Consider the following 18,943-nt stretch of genomic DNA (forward strand, 5'->3'; position numbering starts at 1 on the left):
GTATAGAAATTAAACAATAAATAGTAAAATTGTTTGTTTCAGGATATCAGTTTTGCTGATAAGCTTCAAAAAACATTAATATATTACTCCTGCCTATGTAAAAAATCAAGGATAATATTAAATGAAAAAGGCAGGGCCTGTTACGCCCTGCCTTTTATAAACACTATATTTTTAAGGGTTATTCTACGGTTAAAAGACCTTGTATAATTATCAAGCGCATTTCGCAAACAGGATTTCAGCGCATCTTAAACTTAAGGCGCGGTATTGATATTTTGTGCGGCTCCGGCCGGTTCTTTTTCCGGCGCCGTGTCCGCGGCTTTGTTTGGATCGGCCAGTATGGTCGGGGATATGAATATTACTACGTCATTTGAAATCTTGACGGTTTTTCTGCTTGCAAAAATAAGGTCCAGCACCGGTATATGCCCAAGCAGGGGTATCCTGTCCACAATTTCCGCTGTGGACTCTTTTTTCAGTCCCCCAAGTATGAACGACTCGCCGTCTTTGATTGTAATTACGCTGTTGGTTTCGTTATTTGAGACTATGGGGAATCCGTCCGGCGCCCAGCTGATAACGTCACTTATCCTGGCATTAATATCAAGCGTAACCACATTGTCGGATACTATACTTGGCAAAACTCTAAGGTAGATGCCGGTGCTGATGTAATTATAGTTGTAATTCTGATTGGAACTGAAATTAGAATTGGAATAAGCGCCATTATTCGTATTAACAGAAACGTTGGTGCTTGATGAATTAAAACTAATATCCGTATCCTGCGGGTAACCGGAACTACTACCATTCTGGTTTTGAGAGTTCAAGCTTTTATGGTAATACCGTGACCCCGTGTCCACGAAGGCATATTTATTATTTGAAGCCACTACCCTTGGGCTTGAAATAACCTTTACCTTTCCTTCCTTTGTAAGAATTCCTATGATGCTGTTAATGCCGTTCATTGACATTTTTACCCCTATCGAGTTCTGCGGCCCGTAACTGTCTGTCATTTTATATTTCGCTTCGGTGACCGGCAGGGATCCATTCTCAACTTTAACCTGTCCTATCTGAGACAAGTTTCTTATGCTTGTTTCAGCACCGGCTGAAACTGACTCCAGAAGGGTCCTCCAATCAATGCCTATCTTTGAATCTTCATCATTGGAGACTTCAACTATTTTTACTTCTATCATCACCTGTTTTACCGGAACATCAAGTTTTTCTATCAGTTCCCTTGCCTGTTCAATTTTGCTTTTTACGTCAGTGATAAGAAGCGTGTTAAGATTGGAATCTACCTTTACGATGGCCGTATCTGACAACCTTTCGCGTATCAGGTCGACAAGCGCACGTGCCTGAAGGTTCTTTATCTGTATAATCTCGGTTTCAAGCCTCATGAAATTTTTCAACTTTCTGTCATCCAGACGTTTTACCACAGCCTCAAGGTCGTTCACCTTGTTTAATTTGTCGGTTATTATTAGCATATTCATCGCGTCATTGGTCTGTACAGCCCCATAAATAGACAGCCTTGCTTTTATGAAAGGTTCTATTTCAGACGCTTTGATATGTTGTAAGGTTACCATTCTTGTCACAGTATCGGTACCGCCCGGGTCGGCAACTTCAAGATTTATGCTCATTTTTCCGGTTTGCGTGTCGGTTGTTGCCCCGTAAAGGTTAAAAGCAGCAGTGGTCAGCAGGATAAAGAATATAAAAATGTATTTTTTCATGGAACCCTCCTCTTATATTAGTTTCTTATTTTACTATTTAAATACTGAAATATCAATAAAGGAAATCCACAACGAATTATTTTGGCGCCGTGGAATTCACTAATTTCTTTTACTAAATCCTTATTCCCCAGACACATGTAGCGGTGAAATCAATCTTTATATTGCCTAAGAATATTAATCAAATTCAAAAAGTAAATTTACAAAGCCCAATGCCAAAACTTTCCAATGAAAAAGGCAGGGCTTGTTATGCCCTGCCTTTTATAAACACTATATTTTTAAGGGTTATTCTACAATCAAAGAACCTTCGGGGCAGGAACTTATAGTACCGCCGGTAGTCCTGACTGCAGGTACAGAATCTGATTCACCATACAAATCAATATACCATATCCCGGGAACCTCTGTTCCCGCTATATGATAAAACATCTGCACGGCCGACATTCCAGGTGTCTGACAGGTTAACAGCTCTGTTTTAAGCAGATTGTTCCCCGCGTCATACAAAGCAACGCGGGTATTTTCGGTACAGTAATCAACTTTTATGGTAAATGCATTACAGTCATTCAGTTTATAGTTAAAGTATTTAATCAGAGTTAATTGCCCGTGGTAAACACCAACCATATTTGTACACGGCAGTGTCGGCGTGGGTGCGGGAGCGCTTACCATTACTGTAAATTCACAAATATCCTCAAAACCCGCATCAGATGCATTATAAACCGCAGGAGGATTGTAAGACGGTAACATTATGGCAACATGCCATGGCGCGCTTATATTATCACTTCCTGTTGAAGTATAAATATATCTAAGCACTCCTCCATAACCCGAATAAGCAGTTTTCGTGGTGATAAGATTATCAGCGCCGTCATAAATCGCAATTCTATATTGAAGATTTGCGGCAACACACGAACCTGTAAAATTTATATTTGTATATAATTCATTGTACCTGTTGTCGGATTTGATTTTCGCCGTAAGGCATGCCACAGCCGGAGTTATTGTCGGCGTCATGGTTATGGTTGCGGTAACTGTCGGTGTCGCAGTAACCGTATTTGTTATATCCGGTGTATTAACACACGTCGGCGGCTGTGTGCAAATCGGGACAACAGAATCAAAAACATTATTCGTCTCATCCGTCTCTGCTATATTTGAAGTTGAATCCACGGTTATTACAGAATTGTTCGGCCATGACGTGCCGGAGAAAAATACCGTTCTTTCCGCTCCGGGCATCATCGCCCCGGTAACCTGCTGCGTGCCATGGCCTGTCATTGCTATGTCAATAAACCCTACAGCATCAGCATCGCCGATATTTTTTATTACAACCCGTGTACCCACTCCGCCTTCGTCCCCGTCTGTGCAGCTGTCCGGGAATTCAAGCTGAGTTATAACCGATATAACAACAAGATCCGGCCCGCCTGTTGTGTGGCTGCCGGTAGGTGTCACAGAAGGTGTTGTTGTCAAAACGAATAATGTAGGCGTTGAAGTGTAAGTTGAAGTTGGTGTGATTGTAGCCGATTGTATACATGTAGGAGGAGGCGTTAATGTCAGCACATAATCCTGAAAAGAATTATTTGTTTCATTGCTTTCAGGTAAATTATTGGAAGGGTCAACTATCGCGCTCATCATAGAACCGGATGCCGGCGCGTTTTCAACCCAGATGCTTTCTGTTTCCCCCGGTGCAAGCCCGCCGTTGTACGCGTAGTTAATTATAACCCCGTTTACATTTAACGAAACAGCACCCGTAACCGCCGCACAACCCTGATTTTTCAGATAAACAATAAATCCGGGATGGTTGTAATCTTCCACACATCCAATCGTCACACCGCTGAACCCCTGTGCCATACCGGTAATTGTAAAATCAGGCAGCGTACATATCACAACCGCAGTCGGTGTGGGAACAGGCGTGGAAATTCCGGGAATAATCGGCGTTAAATCCGGTGTTGTGGGATTTCTTTTAGGATTACAGCCGGTACTTAATATAAATAAACAAATGAAAACTAAAAACAGAATTCCTGCAGTTTTTTTCATCTGAACCTCCGCTAAAACTTAATCAGTTTTTATGCCCCTTGCATCATATGACAAGTTTTAGCGGGAAAAGTTCCTGTTTATATGTTTAAACCGGCCTTCTAAAACGGCAGATCCTCGTCATCTTTTTTTGGGATACCGTCAAAATCATCAGCTTCTTCTTTAACAACTTCCGGCGCGACAGGAACAGACTTTTCAAGGTCATTAAAGCTGTCATAGGAAGGTTCGCTGTCAACCGCAAGCGTATCGTCTGAATCTGCTGAAAGCACCTGTTTTTGCCCGTTTTTATAAATACCGCGTTCCACAATGGCGCCATTTTCATCATAAGTTTCAAAAGGGCCTTCAAGCACATTATTAACAGCGGTCATATCGGACTTTAGCGACCAGTTTGAATGAAAGGTACAGATTTTTCCGTCTATAACTTTGCCTTCTTTTGTTATATTGCCGTCTTTATCATATATCCATTTTGCCACTTCTTCTTTACCCACAAAAAACACCATTGTTGAGGCCTGCTGTTTCCACCAGCCGCGCACATATGAAATTTCCTCGCCCTGCGGGAGCCTTTTCTGCCCCGGATAAGGCATACTTGTTTTGCAGTCAGGGTATCCCGTGCAGCTGAAGAACTTGCCGAACTTTCCCTGCTTTAACACCATCTGTTTGCCGCACTTGGCGCATAATATTTTCTCGCTCATCTTATCCTCCGTATTTTAATTGCGGACTTATTGTCCAAACATTCCTTTAAGCATGTCAGCCGCTTCCTGCGCCGCTTTTTCCTGCATCTTACCGCCCACATCTTCATCTTCATCCACGCTGTCATCCTGCGCGGCTTTTTTATTTCCTGCCTTTTTAACATCCGGCTGCATGCCTTTTAACAAATTTTCCATATCAACCATTTTTATATCGCCGGGAATTTCAAAAAGCGAATCTGCCAGTTTAACATCTTTTTTCAGTGATATAACATCGCTTGTGTACTTTGACTTATCCCCTTTTAAAGTTTCTGATACCGTCCTGTAAATAAAACCGTCTTTCCCCCTCCACTCTTTAACTTTCATATCGCCCCCGTCTTCATCAACAGTGTACTGCCATATTTCGCACATAACGCCGTTAACTTTCTCAGAGCCGGTTTTTTTTGCTTTATCCCTGTATTGTGCCTGTACGTTTGAAATCTTCTGCGGATTGGCGTCGCTTTTATTTGAGTATTTAAAACCGCTTTTGCTCTGCGGCATGTACATGTACGTTGCTTCATTTGTTACAATTATTACCTGTTCTTCGTTTTTGCCCGAATCCGGGTTTTTATAAATACCTTCTATCCTCATCTTATTACTCTTATAAAATACTTTCTGGTCCATTTTCATCGGGTATGCGCCTTCAACAACAGTTTTTACTTCCCAGGAAGCGCTTTTGTAAGGAATGTATTTAAAAACATTTTCCGCGGAAACTGAAAGCACAAAAACAGAAATTAAAACAAACAGCAACAGTAACTTTTTCATCTGACTCTCCTTAAATTTTATTATCAAGCGATGAGGGTTCTATATATTTTACCCCGTGCTTTTTACTTATCATATTTGCGGCAATCCTTCCGGATTCATAAATTGTCGGAAGCCCGCTTCCCGGGTGCGTGCCGCCGCCTGTCAGGTAGCAGTTGTCCAGGCATTCAAACTTATTACGCGGCCTTAAATACAGCATCTGCGTAAGGTTGTGGCCAAGGTTAAACGTGGCGCCATAATACACATTCAGGTCGTCGCGCCAGGTTTCAGGCGTGTAAATCCTTTCTTCTTCTATATTATCCATAAGGTCTTTCATCTCTGTCTTTTTTACCACTTCTTCAAGCACGCGTTTTCTAAACGCGTCTTTTTCTTTCTTCCAGTCAATATTACCTTTTAAACTGGCAACCGGCACAAGTATATAAATGCCTGATTTGCCCTCCGGCGCAAGCGTAGGGTCAATTATAGAGGCGTTCTGCACGTAAAATGATATCTGGTCAGACAGTTTCAGCCGGTTAAATATGTCTTCCACGTTTTCCCTGTATTTTTCAGCAAAGAAAACATTGTGATGAGGCATGTCGTATTTTTTTTTCACCCCAAGGTATAACATAAATATAGAGCAGGAGTATTTTCTTTTGGCAAGCTTTTCGGGGCTGTATTTTTTCACATGCTTTTTATCCATTAAGGCGGTAGCGGCATAGGAAAAATCCGCGTTAACTATCACTTCATCCGCGTTTACTATTGTGCCGTCTTCAAGTTCAACGCCCGTGGCTTTTTTGCCGCTGTTAATAATTCTTTTCACGGGGGTATTAAGCTTTAATTTTCCGCCCTCTTCTTCAAAAACCTTTGCCATAGCGTCTGAAATCTTATTCAGCCCGCCTATTACGTGATAAATACCCCACTTATGTTCTATATAAGCAATCATGGCAAAAGCGGCCGGGCATTCCCACGCTGACATGCCCAGGTATTTAGACTGAAACGTAAAGACAAACCTTAATTTTTCCGGCTTAAAATATTTTCCAAGCGCGTTAAAAACACTTTTGCCAAGGTCCAGATGCGGAAGCGCTTTTAAAAGCGGGTTTTTCATCATATCAAATATTGAAGAATACGGTTTCTGCAGGCACGGAAAGAGGTATTTTAACCTTTTTTCCTCATTTTTTAAATATGACGTTAATCCTTTGCCTTGACCCGGAAATATTTCTTCAATCTCTTTTTCCATTTTGTCATGGTTGTCAGTGACAAGAATCTGCTTATCCGTAAACTTTAACCTGTACATAGGGTCAAGTTTATGAAATTTAAGGTAGTCTTCCGACTTTCTTCCGGTTTCAGCAAACATCTCATCAAGAATAAACTTCATCATAAGGAAGGTGGGGCCTGTGTCAAAAGTATACTGTCCAAGTTTAATAGCCGCATTACGCCCGCCTACAACGCCGGCTTTTTCATAAATAGTCACATCAAAACCGCGGTGCCTAAGTATCATTCCTGCCGTAAGGCCGCCGGGGCCCGCTCCGACAATTACAATCTTTTTCTTTTCCATTTCACTTACCCCCTTTAGTATTATTATGAATGCCTGCCCGATTAATATTCCACATTTTAACGTAAGTGTCCATATCAAATTTTCTTTCAAGCCCCTTGTCATTCATATACCTAACCTTTCCAAAAATCTTTCTCTGCGGCCATGCCCTGTCGTGTTTGCCAAAACACCACGCAACACCCGCATAGCTGTTGGGGTCACGCCCGTCAAGTTCGTATTTATCATTCAAATAAATCATTTTATTATAAGCCTGCTCCGGGGTTTTTGACCACTCTATTATTTTTTTGCCCCAGTACATCCTCATATAATTATGCATCTTTCCTGTTATTACCATCTGCGACTGCGCCGCATTCCAGTATTTATCATGCGTGGCGCCCGTTTCAAGCTGTTTAAGGGTATATACATAAGGCCTTTCATCAACCGAATGAATCCGCAGCGTCTCTTTTGCCCAGTTTGGCAGGCATTCAGTATTTTCATAATTTTTATTGTAATAGACAAAATTAACGGCAAGTTCGCGCCTTATAATAAGTTCATCCAGAAACTTGCCTGCCACCTTCCCTCCGGTTTTAAGCACTTCAACGGCAATATACAGAGGAGATATCTGCCCAAAGTGCAGATAAGGGCTTAAATTTGATTCTATGTTTTTATCCGGATGGCTGCGAAAATCAGCGTACAAGTGCAGCTTATTTTCTATAAAATCTTTAAGGTGTTTCTTTGCCTCTGATGTTCCGCCCGTATATATCGCAGAATGTTTAACATCTTTATCCAACCCGGATAACGCAAGCACAGAATGATAATCGCCGATATCCGCAGCTTCGGCCTTTATATTAAGCGATGATAGCTTTGGTTTTACCTCTTTAAAAGGGATTATGTAGTCGTTCAGGAGGACATTTATTTTTCTTCTTATTGTTGCCGCACCATATTCTTCTTTTGACGAGGCGGTTTCAACAGGAACAATCACATCTGTTTCAACCTGATAAAAAGCGCAATTAATTTTTAAGGCGGCCGTCTTTCTCCACCGCCTTTGTACCCTTGTATATCCGGCATCCGTAACAACACAGGAGGCATTTTTCGAGTATTTAGCAGCCGCTTTTTCGGGGCTTTCTTTTATTATGGCCAGTTTTATGCCTTTTTTCTTAAGTGAAATCTGTGTCTCTTTTAAACCCTGCAGCATAAAAGCGTAATGCCTGTAATTGGCTGATGGATAATTAAAGGTAAGGCCAAATATGGCCAGCAGCGGGAGTTTTAATTCATTTGCCTTCTGCGCGGCATAAGACAGCGCGTAATTGTATTCGGCGCGCTGTGACGCCTGCATCCAATAAAGCACATATTTGCCTTTTGTTTCGGGGCTGCCATTCAGCTTTTTAACGCGTTCTTTCTGTATCATAAATACGATTAATCTCCGCCCGCAAGTTCTTCCGGATAAGGCTCAAAAAAAGTCTGGTTTAAAAGATATTCTTCATTAAACCTTACAGCAAACAGTTTTAAAAGGTTAAGCGGCAATGCCGGTATTGCCCTGCCTTTCTGATATTTTCCCAGCACCTGAAGAAAAAACGCCTTTTCTTCCGGCGATAAACCGGTTTTAAAATATCCAAAAGCATGCATCATGGTGTTAACGTTATTTGAAATTTTTGGAGGATGCGATAAAAGAATTAACAGATTTTCCATATATTGGCTGCATATTTCTTTAAACTTCTTACCTCCCGGCGCCGAAACAATCCTTCCCATTTTTCTCATGACCGTCTGATTATACGACATAAACAATAATTTATTCCGTGAATGATAGCCGACAAGCTCCGCAATTTTACCGCTTTTTATAACATCCCTTAAAGACGCAATAGCAAAGACCGATTTCAAAAAGTGGTCTCTGATAGCCGCGTTTAAAAGCCTTGCTTCATCTTCAACCGGAATTCCCGGATAATACGCGGGAACCTTACCGCCAAAAAAACCGGCCCCTCTTTTTGTAAGCATCATACCATTGGGGCCTTTCGCGTATATTTTAACATCCTTAAACCCCGAAGACGGGGATTTGGATTTCAGGACAAACCCATCCACTTCTCCAAGATTTTCAAGATACGACTTGGACCACGCATTCATCTTATCGGTAAAATCCCCGCCGGTTTCCGGCTGCACAAGGCGCAGGTCTGTCATCTTTGAATCATTTGATATTATGCGGATGGTTTTTCTGGGAACGCCAAGGCCGATAGCGGTTTCCGGGCATTCAGTTACAACATCAACATATTTAAACAACTTTGACACAAATTCACTGTTAACTTTCTGCCCGTCGTATCTGCAGGCGCATGTCTCTATACATTTACTGATATAAAGTTTTGGTTTTACCATTTATTTTTTCATCCTAAAGCATCTGCCCTTCCAGATCCCAGTTATTCATTTTCTTTATCTCTTCCCAATAAGGGCTTGTGGACAGATGTTCTTTAAATGCTTCTAAAAAATCACCTTTATCCGTACCGTCCGTACTGCGTCCGGCTTCCGTCATCGCGCTTTCCCAGTCTTCATTCCATTGAACCATATCATAAAATTCCCACGCTTTGTCGCCGTTGCCGCCGTAAATAAGGTTTAACATATATTCCCAGACATACGATATAAATTCGTTTTTATTTTTTTCCGCGTATTCGCGCATCTCTTCGTCAAGAGGAGGTGATTGTTTCATAAGGCCGGCCGCAATAAGATAAGCGCCGTCTTTATATTCCAGAATCACTTTGGGCGCGGTATCGCCGCCAAAACTTGCCCACCAGTTTAAAAACGTGCAGTCATTGCCGATAAGTTCCGGCACTCCGTCCGCGTTCAAATCCTTAAAAGAAATCCCTTCGCTTAACCCCTTTATTTCCGCCATCATCTTAAAATCATCTTCGGCGGAAAATACCGAATATATATTGGAACAGCTGTCTTTTTCCGAATATGACTGAAGTACAAAATCCGGCTTTTTATCGCCTGTTAAATCGGCAAAAACTTCCGGATTTGTTTTATCCGTACCCGGCGGCACAAGTTTAAAGCCTTCTTTATCGCCGGCCTGCTTATTTATGACAGTCTTGCCGTCTTTTACAACTTCAAAGATTTTGCCTTTTTCGGTTACTTTAACATTTACAGCAGCACCGCTTTTGTTTGACGGAACTTTATCAGCCGGTTTTTCCGTGCCGCTTTTTTCCGCCGCATCTGTTTTAATATTTTCTTCAGCCGCGGGAGAATCCCCCTGTTTATCCGGTTTAACCGTCCCCCTGCCGCATTTCAAAACAAGAAGCAGGGCAATAAGCATTACAGCTATAGCGGCAATTATTATACGTTTTTTATTATTCATAGCTATTTTATCACCGCCTTTATTTTATCAAAAGCAGCTTTGTTTCTTGCGGTTGAAGCAAGGCCTTTTGCGTTAATATATTCAGCCGCGTGCGCTATTCTTTCTTCCGAAATCGGGTGCGATGACAGCATCTGTTCAAGAATACCCGGTTTTGACACCCTTAATTTTAACAGAAGTTCCTGAACGTCTATCATGGCTTTAGGATCATATCCCGCTGCCGAGGCAAGAAAAGCGCCCTGCTCATCGGCTTCAAATTCATTTTCCCTTGAATTTTTCGCAAAAAGAAAATTAAGCCCTATCGCGGAAACCATTGAAGCAATCTGTGATTTTGCCGCTCCTTCTTCCCCCGAAGACAGCATATTTTCAACATAGGCAAGGCCGTACTGTGCCACAAGCTGGCGCTGCATCTGTTTTACGCTGTGCTTTTTTGCTATATGCCCTATTTCATGGCCTATAACCGCGGCAAGCTGCGCTTCGTCGTTTAAATTTTTAATTATCCCCGAAGTCACATAAACAAATCCTCCCGGCACCGCAAAAGCGTTTATTTCCGCGGAATCTACAACCGAAAACGTATATTTAACAGAGCTTTGTTGCGCGTTTGCCGCAAGTTTTTTTCCCAATGACGAAACATAAGACTGAACCGTTGTATTTGCAAGGGCTTTGTACTGCACATCCACCTGCGCCTTTGTTGCAAGGCCAAGCTGCATTTCCATTGATTCCGGAATTAAAACCGGGTCATACTTTGTTGAAGTTAACGTGGCGCAGGAGGTAATTAAAAACAAAGCCATTGCCAGAGAAAGAATTCTTTTCATGCATGTCTCCCTTAAAATTTTCCGGATATCCCGGTAATTAAATAGCCATCTTTGTTTTTTGAAATATAGTAAGCGGCTTCATCCGCGCCCGCGTCATAATACTTTATCCATTTAGGTGCACCCGCCTTATCAATCAATGAAAGCATTATATCACAGGTACTATTTACACCGCAAGATACCCCCGCTATAACGGAATTATCGCCCTGTTTTTCTATCCAGTACGCCGCTTCATCGCCCGCGGTTCCTATTGAACGCGCCCATATGCAGTTTCCGGAAACATCTATGCTTATAAGATAAGCATCTGATCCGCCAGAGCCGAAAGATTCGGTAACGCCCGCGGCAATAACACCGCCGTTTCTACCGCTGCAAATTGAATAAGCCCGCTCAAAGTATCCGCCTCCATAAACAAAATTCCATGCGGTTCCGCCTTTAGCGCTTCTTTTTGTCACTGACATTTCATGAAATTCCGCGCCGGGCGTTTCCGCCCCGTTTAATTCATAAATATTGCCAGCGGGGTCAATAACGCCGTAATTACCCCATTCAAAATATTTAATGCCCGAATATCTCTGCAGCAGGGATTTATCCGCCATCACCTGTTCATAATAATAACCCGTATCCGGCTGGCTTGGTATCTTTACAGCACCGGCTTCAACGGCTCCTCCGCTATCAAGTTTTATTTCAACACTTTCTTCATCAAAGACGCTTTCGCTTACCGCTTCACCGTTTTCATCGCAGGTTATAATATAAGGCAATGAAACTCCTGATTCGGTGTCATATTGCCTTCCTATTATTTTTATAAGACCTTTATCAGACACAAATACAGCTTCCGCCCACCTTGGATTTTTCGCCTCATATGTCTTTAACCAGGCCTGATTCCCGTCAAAATCCGTCTTCAGCAGAAATACGGAATACTTTGTCTTAACCCCCGGTATATGATCCCTTAGTACGAAGCTTGCCTTATCCCCCGTCTTATACATGCCCGCCGCAGGAACAGGTTCCTGTATATCTTTTCCCGGGGCAAACTTATTTTTATCACATTTAATTAAAAATAAAAGAATTATCAATGCGGCAGTTATTAAAATTAAAGCCATTTTAATTATCCTGTTTTTCATTTACTCACCTTTTCCATTTTTATAACACATACAGAATATCACTTTTTGAAATTTTTAAAAGAGATTTATTGAAGACACTAGGGACGGAGGGACAGATGCACGGAGGCGCCTTTTAAGGCGCGTGTTTTTTTGCAATCAACTACCGCGGGCTAAAGACCCGCGTCTACCAAACCTATCTTTCGCTTCTCCTGTTCTTCGCTTCTGCTTAACTGCATATAGCTTAATTCGATATTTTTACTTCTGTCCCTCCGTGCATCCGACCTTCCGTCCCTCATTTTTTATATTTTTTTCTCTTGACATAAATGCTATAAAATGCTATAACTTGATATATGAAGAATATGATAAAGGAACTTGAACAATACAGGTTAGAAAAGAAAATTTCACAGATGGAACTGGCGGAAAAACTTGAAGTGGCTTTCTGCACTGTTAACCGCTGGTTTAACGGGCGCAACTACCCAAGCAAAATTCAGGAATATCACATAGCTAAAATGCTAAAAAAATTTAAAAGGAGCGTGTAACATGAACAATGACAGGAACAGCTACAGCCCGGGTGTAATCACGATGGAAGAAAGAGAAATTCTTATCAGCAACGACAGCACGGCAAAGAGGATGATGAACAGCATGGAAAAGACTTACGAGGAAGAAGGTAAAATAGTAAGGATAGATTCCGTTTTAAAAAGGCTTTACCTGGCCCTTTAATTTTGATGTTACCCTGCCGGGCGGTAAATACTTCCGCCCGGAGTTTTTTTAATCTTATCTTCTTTCCCTTCTACCCCCGCTATTCCCCGAAGCATTCATTATAGACATCTTATAAGCGCCTAAAATATCATTAATGTGTTTCTCTTTTCCGGCATCAAGCCAAAGCGCTTTACATTCCGTGCACATATCCGCCTGCATCTGACCTAATCTTTTCTCCGCCATTTTCTTGCCGCAGAACGGGCAGATAAGAAACGGCGGTTTTTCCCTTTTTTCAAAAAATGGCGGCCTTCTGTAATCGCGTTCTTCCGCGCTTATGTCAATTATCTTTTTTTCAAGCGCCTGAAGTTTCATTAAGGTGTCCCTTGGATAAGCGCTGCCTTCACATTCCGCGCAGTGCAGCATTTCCCTTCCGGCAATTTTTGCTTTATATATAGGAAGCTTGCACACAGGGCAGTTTACGGGTTTTTCAACAGGGCCCACGCCCTGTACATTTCCCGCTCCAAGTATCATGGGCCTTCCGCACGACGGGCATTTATCCTCGCCGCCTTTTAATTCCATCCCGCACCTTGGGCACTCTTTTCTTGAAGAAGCATTATTCACACACGTCCTCCGTCTGCTTTTAGTTTATAATCAAACCTTTTCCTGAAAGAACACCTTTGACACAGCGGTTCCACGGCGCGCCTTTGGGTAAAACCTTCATAAATACCCTTAGCACGGGGGCTGTCAATTATTTCCTGAAGCGGTGTTTTAATAATATTACCAAGGTTTATTACTCCCTGCGCGTCAAGGCAGCACGGCACTACAGTGCCGTCAACAAGAATAGCTGCCTGATCCCTTAGCCCATAGCAGAAAGCTTCGCCCGACAGTTCTTTGCCGTTAATGTCAGGCCATTCAAATTTCTCCGCCTGTTTTAAAAAAACCTTATCGCCTATCTTTATCCCGTTTACAGGCGTTTCGCCCTGCTGTATTTCGCCGGTGTATCCAAGGCGCTTTTTAAAACTCTCTATTATTGACTGATTCTGTCCGTTCTTTTCATCAGCAATTAAATTCCACAACCTTAAAGATACAGAAATATTTTTTCCCTTAACCGCCCTAATAAAATCAAATATGGTATTTAAATAATTCTCTGTATTGCTTTCATTATTACCCTCAAGGCTGTGCAGCGAGAAACTTACCTGCCTTAACGCTTTTGCATCCGTATATGGAATTAAACGCTCCGCAAGGATTCCGTTTGTGGTCAAATTTACCCTGAACCCTTTTTGCGCGCACATATCCAGAAACAATCCAAGCCGCGGATGCAGCAAGGGCTCGCCCATCACGTGAAAATACAGGTTATCAGAGTGGCCTTTAATACGCTCAAGAATTATGCCAAACATCTCCCCGGACATATATTCAGTTTTTCTGTTTGTACCGGGACAAAAATCACACGATAAATTACACGCGTTAGTTATTTCAATATATGTTTTTTTAATTTTTTTCACAGCCCGGATATCCCTATGCCAAATCCGGTTGTCACAAACCTGTCAATATTGTAAGCGCACATAACTTTCACATCAAGAGGGACAGTAAACAGCGAATACATTTCCAGATGAAGTTCCGCCCCGAATGACGCCCTTGTTTCAGACTGTGAGAACGCCGCATCCGCAAACAGTTCTACCGCCGCGTCTTCAAGGTAAAAATTCGGGTTCCATAACCCTTTTCTGATTTCAAACAGTACGCATGTATATTCAACAGATACTTTTGTCCCTGAATTACCTTTCATATCGGAAGAATACCCTCTTAAATCGGCAAAGGTATCAATTTGATTGTCCGGATCATATGCATAAACAGCCAAAGCGGACAACATACCGCCGAACAGATCCTGTTTTATATTTATTGAAGGGTAAATACCTGTTCTTAACAAAGAATCATATTCATAATCCGGCTCCAGTGCCGCGCTTAAGGTAAAGCCAATGTCCGTATTTGGAAAATTAAACCCCGCAAATATATACGGCCTGAATTCATCTCTGTAAAAATAATCAAACAGCCTGTAAGAAAGTCCCGCGTACAGGGATGTGAACCCCGGAAGCAGGCTTCTGTATAACGGATACCCTATACCCGTGTTAATTTCCGGCCCTTCATAATCGGACAAAGCATAATAAAAATTCATAGGCGCCAGAAATTTTGAACTTACATTAATATTATATCCAAGTTTCTGTTTATGCCAGTCATATACCCCCTCTGCCATATAAGACAGATTGCCCAGCGCGTCTTCGGCAGACAGCAGCAGCCCCGTGCCCGCGTTTCCGGCGCTGTCAAAATATATTAAAGGAACGCGTATTTTGGGTATCAGCAGCGCAAAACTGTCGGCAATACCTCCCTCTTTCACATCTTTAACATTAAGCCCGCTGAAATAGGGCTCTGAATATTTATCCGCGGGCAGGACAAACTTATCAAAAACCGCGGGTTTTCTGTAAATGTCAAAGCCGTATGAATTAAGTGAAGAATAAAAAATATCCCCCGTCTTTTCGCTGTAAGCCGGAGATTCCGCAGTGCCGTTTTTTGTAAGCCGGTAAAACTTTTTATCTTTTAATCCATAACTGTAAGCACAGTGAAATCCGTTATAATTGGCGTCAAAAAACAGTTTATCGCCGTATAGCCGAACATTTCTTTCCTGAAAAGGAGTATCTGTTATTTTTTTGAATTCCCCGGTAACCATATTTATGGCGATTATGTCCGGATTTTCGTTTTCCTTTCCGCCGGAGAAATATATGAAGCCGTCATGCCCGTCCATTGAATGGACATTATAAGCAGTGTCATAAAGCAGCTGCTGCGCTCCGGATGAAAGTACACGCCTTTTTATTCTGCATCCGGGAGTATCGTTATTTTCTTCCGCGTAGACAATACTAAGGTTAGTATTATTATCCGCATAAAAAGCCCTTATATCGCCCCTTAAAATCTCTTCTTCTTTTCCGGTGGCAAGATTCTTTCTGAAAATTACCGTGTCCCCGCCAAAAGTATCCTGTGATATATTCCCAAACCCCGGCGCTATCTGCGCGACGCCGTAATATATATAATCGCCGTTAAAATAAGGGGGCACGTTAAATGACGAAGTGGTTGATATTAACGTCTTGGACGCCCCGTTTTCAATATCAACTTCAACAATTTCATTATATGCTTTAACTTTAAAAGCGCCTTTTTTTTCGCTTACTGATTTTCTGTAATATAGTTTGTTCCCGTACACCGCAGGAGTATGCGAATACCATCCATGATTTGTAACCCGCGCGCCTTCAATTTCATAATCCATATATTTTGCGGTTTGTTCCGTTTCCCAGTCCTCCCAAAGTTCAGTTGTTATTTTGCCAAAAACTTCATCAAATGTCCTGTCAATGCCGGCAAACGGAATTAACGGAGACAGGTATGAAGCCGGAGACCCGCCAAAAGAATCAAAAAACTGCGCGAATTTTTCTTCGCCGTATGTGTCGTTTAAATAGCTGAAAAATTCCCCGCCAAACAGGTACCATCCCATATATGAAGGCGCTTCATTGGGCGCGTAAGTGGCTTTTAGAATGTCCGGAAACCTGCCGTCCGCCACACAGGCGGCCATATAGGCGTCAAAATACCCCGTATTTAACCTTCCGGTATACGGCGACAGCTTATCTTCGCTTAAGGTGGTTATGCCCTCTGTCACCCAGCCGGGCGACAGCAGATTAGGCGCGGCAATATTACCGGCAATAAATGAAATTAGTCCGGGCAGGCCCGATGAATTGGTAAGGTGAAGCATGTGGACAAATTCGTGAACCGCCACATTTGCAAGCCCATTTGCGTCTTCGTAACTGTTGTTTGCCAAGCTTACTTTATAATAAACAGGATTGGCGCATCCGCCATACGGGTTTACACGGCCAAACTCTTCCAGCAGGACAGGCACATTAGGAATGATATTTCCCGTAAGTTTTTCAGCCATAGGGGCGTTATGTTCCATGGATTCCAGAAGGCGCAGGGCTTTCTGCTCTGTCCCTGGACGGTAAAACAGGGTAAACCTGTCCGTCTTATAAACTTTCCAGTTAAAATCAGCGAAACAAAACTGCGATGTTGCGATAAACAAAAACAGTAAAATTATTTTTTTCATGAATTCCTTTCCCTGAATTAAAAAAACAGGGTATTTTTGTTATACCCATCGATGTCTAAGTTACAATTAATCCACGTCACACGCGTCGCCTGTTCCGTCCATATCCGAATCCGCCTGGTCAGGGTTTGGGGTATTCGGGCAATTGTCGCAAAAATCACCCACACCGTCAGAATCAGCGTCTTCCTGATCCGCATTTGAAACATTCGGGCAGTTATCGCACGCGTCGCCTTTCATGTCAAGATCGGCATCATCCTGAGAACTGTTTGCCGTTGCGGCACAGTTGTCACAGGCGTTTCCAACTCCGTCAGAATCAGCGTCCAGCTGATCCGTATTTGAATCAACCGGACAATTATCGCACGCGTCGCCAACCTCATCTATATCAGCGTCCGCCTGAGCGGGATTGGCAGTAAATGTGCAGTTATCACAGATATCTCCTATTCCGTCAGAATCAGAATCTTCCTGGCTGTCATTTGCCGCGCCGGGGCAGTTATCGCACGCGTCGCCTTTGGAATCGCCGTCAGAGTCTGCCTGGCTGCTGTTTGCAACTGTCGGACAGTTATCGCATGCGTTGCCTTTGCCGTCGCCGTCATTATCAGACTGGTCCGCATTAGGAACAGCAGGGCAATTATCCGCGGTGTCAAGAATGCCGTCGCCGTCAGAATCAACAGGCACAGCCGTTGTGGGTGTCGCGGTTGCCTGAGCGGGCGAAGAAGGAGTTTCCGATGAATTGTTACAGCCGATTAATACCATAAAAAACAGAAATAAAATTGCAGTAACAATAATTGCCGGACTCTTTTTTGCCATAAAAACCCCCTGTGTCATTTTGAAGAAATGTACTCTTTAATAGCGTCAGCTATCGTGTTTATAATTGATTTAAATTTGTCCGTATCCGTTTCAAGCAGCGTTATCCTGAAACCATAAAGGTCCGAATTAAACCCGGACGATAACGGCACAACGCAGATACCCCTTGAAGCAAGCAGATGATATGCAAACTGTTTGTCAAGAACTTCTGTTTTTAAAAGCGGTTTTATAATCTCCGCGGCTTTCTCATTTAAAGGTTTTAAAAACTGGCCGTCCTTTAAAACGCCGTCCTTAAATACGACAGTCATATAAAAAGCGCCTTTTGTAAGGTTCACCTTAAGCTGGGGCATTTTTGAAAATATTTCATACGCAAGCTGCGATTTTTCCCAGTATTTTGCCGTGCGCTGCGCCAAATACGGGTAATACCTGTCATCGCCCATCACTTTTGGAAGCACCCTTTGCGGAAGTGTCGTCGCGCACACTTCCATCATCTTGGCATCCATGATAGTTTTAGCGTAACGCGCAAACTTCTCGTCTTTGTCCCTGTTATAAAATTCCACCCATCCGCAGCGCGAACCGGGCCACGGGAATTCTTTGGATATTCCGCGCAGCGCCATTCCCGGGGTATCGCCTATTACCGAAGCCAGTTTGTTATGCACAGAACCGCCATAAAACAGGTTGGAATAGATTTCATCCGATACAATAAACAAATCAAACTCTTTGGCAATATCCACAACCTGCTTTATTACATCCCGTGAATACACCATGCCTGTGGGGTTATCAGGATTGACAATCAGAATCGCGCTTATTTCCGGATGCTTTATAATTTTTTCGCGCATATCTTTCAAATCCGGATACCAGCTGTTATCAGGGTCAAGATTATATGTAATATGGCGCGAACCCGCGTGCGCTGCTTCCGCGGAAGAGTGCGTTGAATACGCGGGGTTAGGTCCTATTACGCGCGACTCTTTATTCAGATAATTATAAATTGTGGCAATCGCGTCGCCCAGCCCGTTAAAAAATAAAATATCATCAGGCACTATCTGCGCGCCGCCTTCAAGGTTACGCTCTTTCGCGATGTATTCACGTGTTTCCAAAAGCCCTTCAGTGGGAGAATAGCCGTAGCTTGAATTATCATTTTTAACCGTATCCGCGACAATATCCTTTATCCACTCCGGAACCTTTTCGCCTTTGGCAACAGGGTCGCCGATGTTTTCCCATATTATATCAATACCTGTCTTTGCAATCTTATTTCCAACCTTTACTATCTCGCGTATTTCATACGTCAGTTCATCCGCGCCGGGATGAATTATGTTGTTTCTCATGGCATTCTCCTATTTTTTTAACAGTCAATA

At 42.7% G+C, this 18,943-nt stretch carries 17 protein-coding genes; 2 read left to right on the forward strand and 15 right to left on the reverse strand.

What is annotated here, in order from left to right; translation table 11 throughout:
- Positions 1-251 precede the first annotated feature (251 nt).
- The 10 genes from JXR81_06975 to JXR81_07020 form a co-directional block, all read right to left on the reverse strand.
- Positions 252-1,709, reverse strand: coding sequence for a hypothetical protein (locus JXR81_06975; GenBank protein ID MBN2754593.1), 1,458 nt, complete (start codon positions 1,707-1,709; stop codon positions 252-254).
- A gap of 282 nt (positions 1,710-1,991) precedes the next feature.
- Positions 1,992-3,725 (reverse strand): hypothetical protein, encoded by a 1,734-nt coding sequence (locus JXR81_06980; protein ID MBN2754594.1) that lies wholly within the window; start codon positions 3,723-3,725, stop codon positions 1,992-1,994.
- Positions 3,726-3,823: 98 nt separating this feature from the next.
- Complete coding sequence (locus JXR81_06985) at positions 3,824-4,414, reverse strand: topoisomerase DNA-binding C4 zinc finger domain-containing protein (protein MBN2754595.1); 591 nt, start codon at positions 4,412-4,414, stop codon at positions 3,824-3,826.
- Positions 4,415-4,441: 27 nt separating this feature from the next.
- Entirely contained in the window at positions 4,442-5,212 is a 771-nt protein-coding gene (locus JXR81_06990; GenBank protein MBN2754596.1) for a DUF4412 domain-containing protein, read from the reverse strand.
- A 10-nt stretch (positions 5,213-5,222) separates the two neighbouring features.
- Entirely contained in the window at positions 5,223-6,743 is a 1,521-nt protein-coding gene (gene crtI / locus JXR81_06995) for a phytoene desaturase (GenBank protein ID MBN2754597.1), read from the reverse strand.
- 1 nt (position 6,744) lies between these two features.
- Complete coding sequence (locus tag JXR81_07000) at positions 6,745-8,127, reverse strand: deoxyribodipyrimidine photo-lyase (GenBank protein ID MBN2754598.1); 1,383 nt, start codon at positions 8,125-8,127, stop codon at positions 6,745-6,747.
- 8 nt (positions 8,128-8,135) lie between these two features.
- Positions 8,136-9,083: a DUF1722 domain-containing protein gene (locus JXR81_07005; protein MBN2754599.1), complete on the reverse strand. Its 948-nt coding sequence runs from the start codon at positions 9,081-9,083 to the stop codon at positions 8,136-8,138.
- A gap of 13 nt (positions 9,084-9,096) precedes the next feature.
- Positions 9,097-10,056, reverse strand: a complete 960-nt coding sequence (locus tag JXR81_07010; protein ID MBN2754600.1) for a hypothetical protein — start codon at positions 10,054-10,056, stop codon at positions 9,097-9,099.
- 2 nt (positions 10,057-10,058) lie between these two features.
- Entirely contained in the window at positions 10,059-10,868 is an 810-nt protein-coding gene (locus JXR81_07015; protein MBN2754601.1) for a M48 family metalloprotease, read from the reverse strand.
- An 11-nt stretch (positions 10,869-10,879) separates the two neighbouring features.
- On the reverse strand, positions 10,880-11,980 hold the full coding sequence (locus tag JXR81_07020; protein ID MBN2754602.1) for a hypothetical protein: 1,101 nt from the start codon (positions 11,978-11,980) through the stop codon (positions 10,880-10,882).
- 329 nt (positions 11,981-12,309) lie between these two features.
- Between JXR81_07020 and JXR81_07025 the strand changes: the two genes are divergently transcribed.
- Entirely contained in the window at positions 12,310-12,498 is a 189-nt protein-coding gene (locus JXR81_07025; protein MBN2754603.1) for a helix-turn-helix transcriptional regulator, read from the forward strand.
- A gap of 1 nt (position 12,499) precedes the next feature.
- Positions 12,500-12,679, forward strand: a complete 180-nt coding sequence (locus JXR81_07030) for a hypothetical protein (protein MBN2754604.1) — start codon at positions 12,500-12,502, stop codon at positions 12,677-12,679.
- 54 nt (positions 12,680-12,733) lie between these two features.
- Here the strand turns inward: JXR81_07030 and JXR81_07035 are convergent, their stop codons facing one another.
- From JXR81_07035 to JXR81_07055, 5 genes are all read right to left on the reverse strand, one after another.
- Positions 12,734-13,279, reverse strand: a complete 546-nt coding sequence (locus tag JXR81_07035) for a zf-TFIIB domain-containing protein (protein ID MBN2754605.1) — start codon at positions 13,277-13,279, stop codon at positions 12,734-12,736.
- Positions 13,276-14,160, reverse strand: a complete 885-nt coding sequence (locus JXR81_07040; protein ID MBN2754606.1) for an SPASM domain-containing protein — start codon at positions 14,158-14,160, stop codon at positions 13,276-13,278. Before JXR81_07040 ends, JXR81_07035 begins: the two co-directional genes overlap by 4 nt.
- Positions 14,157-16,787 (reverse strand): hypothetical protein, encoded by a 2,631-nt coding sequence (locus JXR81_07045; protein MBN2754607.1) that lies wholly within the window; start codon positions 16,785-16,787, stop codon positions 14,157-14,159. Before JXR81_07045 ends, JXR81_07040 begins: the two co-directional genes overlap by 4 nt.
- A gap of 66 nt (positions 16,788-16,853) precedes the next feature.
- Positions 16,854-17,537: a thrombospondin type 3 repeat-containing protein gene (locus JXR81_07050; GenBank protein MBN2754608.1), complete on the reverse strand. Its 684-nt coding sequence runs from the start codon at positions 17,535-17,537 to the stop codon at positions 16,854-16,856.
- 68 nt (positions 17,538-17,605) lie between these two features.
- Positions 17,606-18,913 carry a pyridoxal phosphate-dependent aminotransferase gene (locus JXR81_07055; GenBank protein MBN2754609.1) on the reverse strand — a complete coding sequence of 436 codons (1,308 nt, stop codon included), beginning with the start codon at positions 18,911-18,913 and terminating at the stop codon, positions 17,606-17,608.
- Positions 18,914-18,943 lie beyond the last annotated feature (30 nt).

Source organism: Candidatus Goldiibacteriota bacterium, assembly GCA_016937715.1.
GTDB lineage: Bacteria > Oederibacteriota > PGYV01 > PGYV01 > PGYV01 > PGYV01.

What these genes read in the sequence shown, in the direction of transcription:
- JXR81_06975 (MBN2754593.1), bottom strand. Translation starts at nt 1,709, where the DNA reads ATGAAAAAATACATTTTTATATTCTTTATCCTGCTGACCACTGCTGCT.
- JXR81_07030 (MBN2754604.1), top strand. Translation starts at nt 12,500, where the DNA reads ATGAACAATGACAGGAACAGCTACAGCCCGGGTGTAATCACGATGGAA.
- JXR81_07000 (MBN2754598.1), bottom strand. Translation starts at nt 8,127, where the DNA reads ATGATACAGAAAGAACGCGTTAAAAAGCTGAATGGCAGCCCCGAAACA.
- JXR81_06980 (MBN2754594.1), bottom strand. Translation starts at nt 3,725, where the DNA reads ATGAAAAAAACTGCAGGAATTCTGTTTTTAGTTTTCATTTGTTTATTT.
- JXR81_06990 (MBN2754596.1), bottom strand. Translation starts at nt 5,212, where the DNA reads ATGAAAAAGTTACTGTTGCTGTTTGTTTTAATTTCTGTTTTTGTGCTT.
- JXR81_06985 (MBN2754595.1), bottom strand. Translation starts at nt 4,414, where the DNA reads ATGAGCGAGAAAATATTATGCGCCAAGTGCGGCAAACAGATGGTGTTA.
- JXR81_07045 (MBN2754607.1), bottom strand. Translation starts at nt 16,787, where the DNA reads ATGAAAAAAATAATTTTACTGTTTTTGTTTATCGCAACATCGCAGTTT.
- JXR81_07025 (MBN2754603.1), top strand. Translation starts at nt 12,310, where the DNA reads ATGAAGAATATGATAAAGGAACTTGAACAATACAGGTTAGAAAAGAAA.
- JXR81_07005 (MBN2754599.1), bottom strand. Translation starts at nt 9,083, where the DNA reads ATGGTAAAACCAAAACTTTATATCAGTAAATGTATAGAGACATGCGCC.
- JXR81_07020 (MBN2754602.1), bottom strand. Translation starts at nt 11,980, where the DNA reads ATGAAAAACAGGATAATTAAAATGGCTTTAATTTTAATAACTGCCGCA.
- JXR81_07015 (MBN2754601.1), bottom strand. Translation starts at nt 10,868, where the DNA reads ATGAAAAGAATTCTTTCTCTGGCAATGGCTTTGTTTTTAATTACCTCC.
- crtI (MBN2754597.1), bottom strand. Translation starts at nt 6,743, where the DNA reads ATGGAAAAGAAAAAGATTGTAATTGTCGGAGCGGGCCCCGGCGGCCTT.
- JXR81_07010 (MBN2754600.1), bottom strand. Translation starts at nt 10,056, where the DNA reads ATGAATAATAAAAAACGTATAATAATTGCCGCTATAGCTGTAATGCTT.
- JXR81_07050 (MBN2754608.1), bottom strand. Translation starts at nt 17,537, where the DNA reads ATGGTATTAATCGGCTGTAACAATTCATCGGAAACTCCTTCTTCGCCC.
- JXR81_07055 (MBN2754609.1), bottom strand. Translation starts at nt 18,913, where the DNA reads ATGAGAAACAACATAATTCATCCCGGCGCGGATGAACTGACGTATGAA.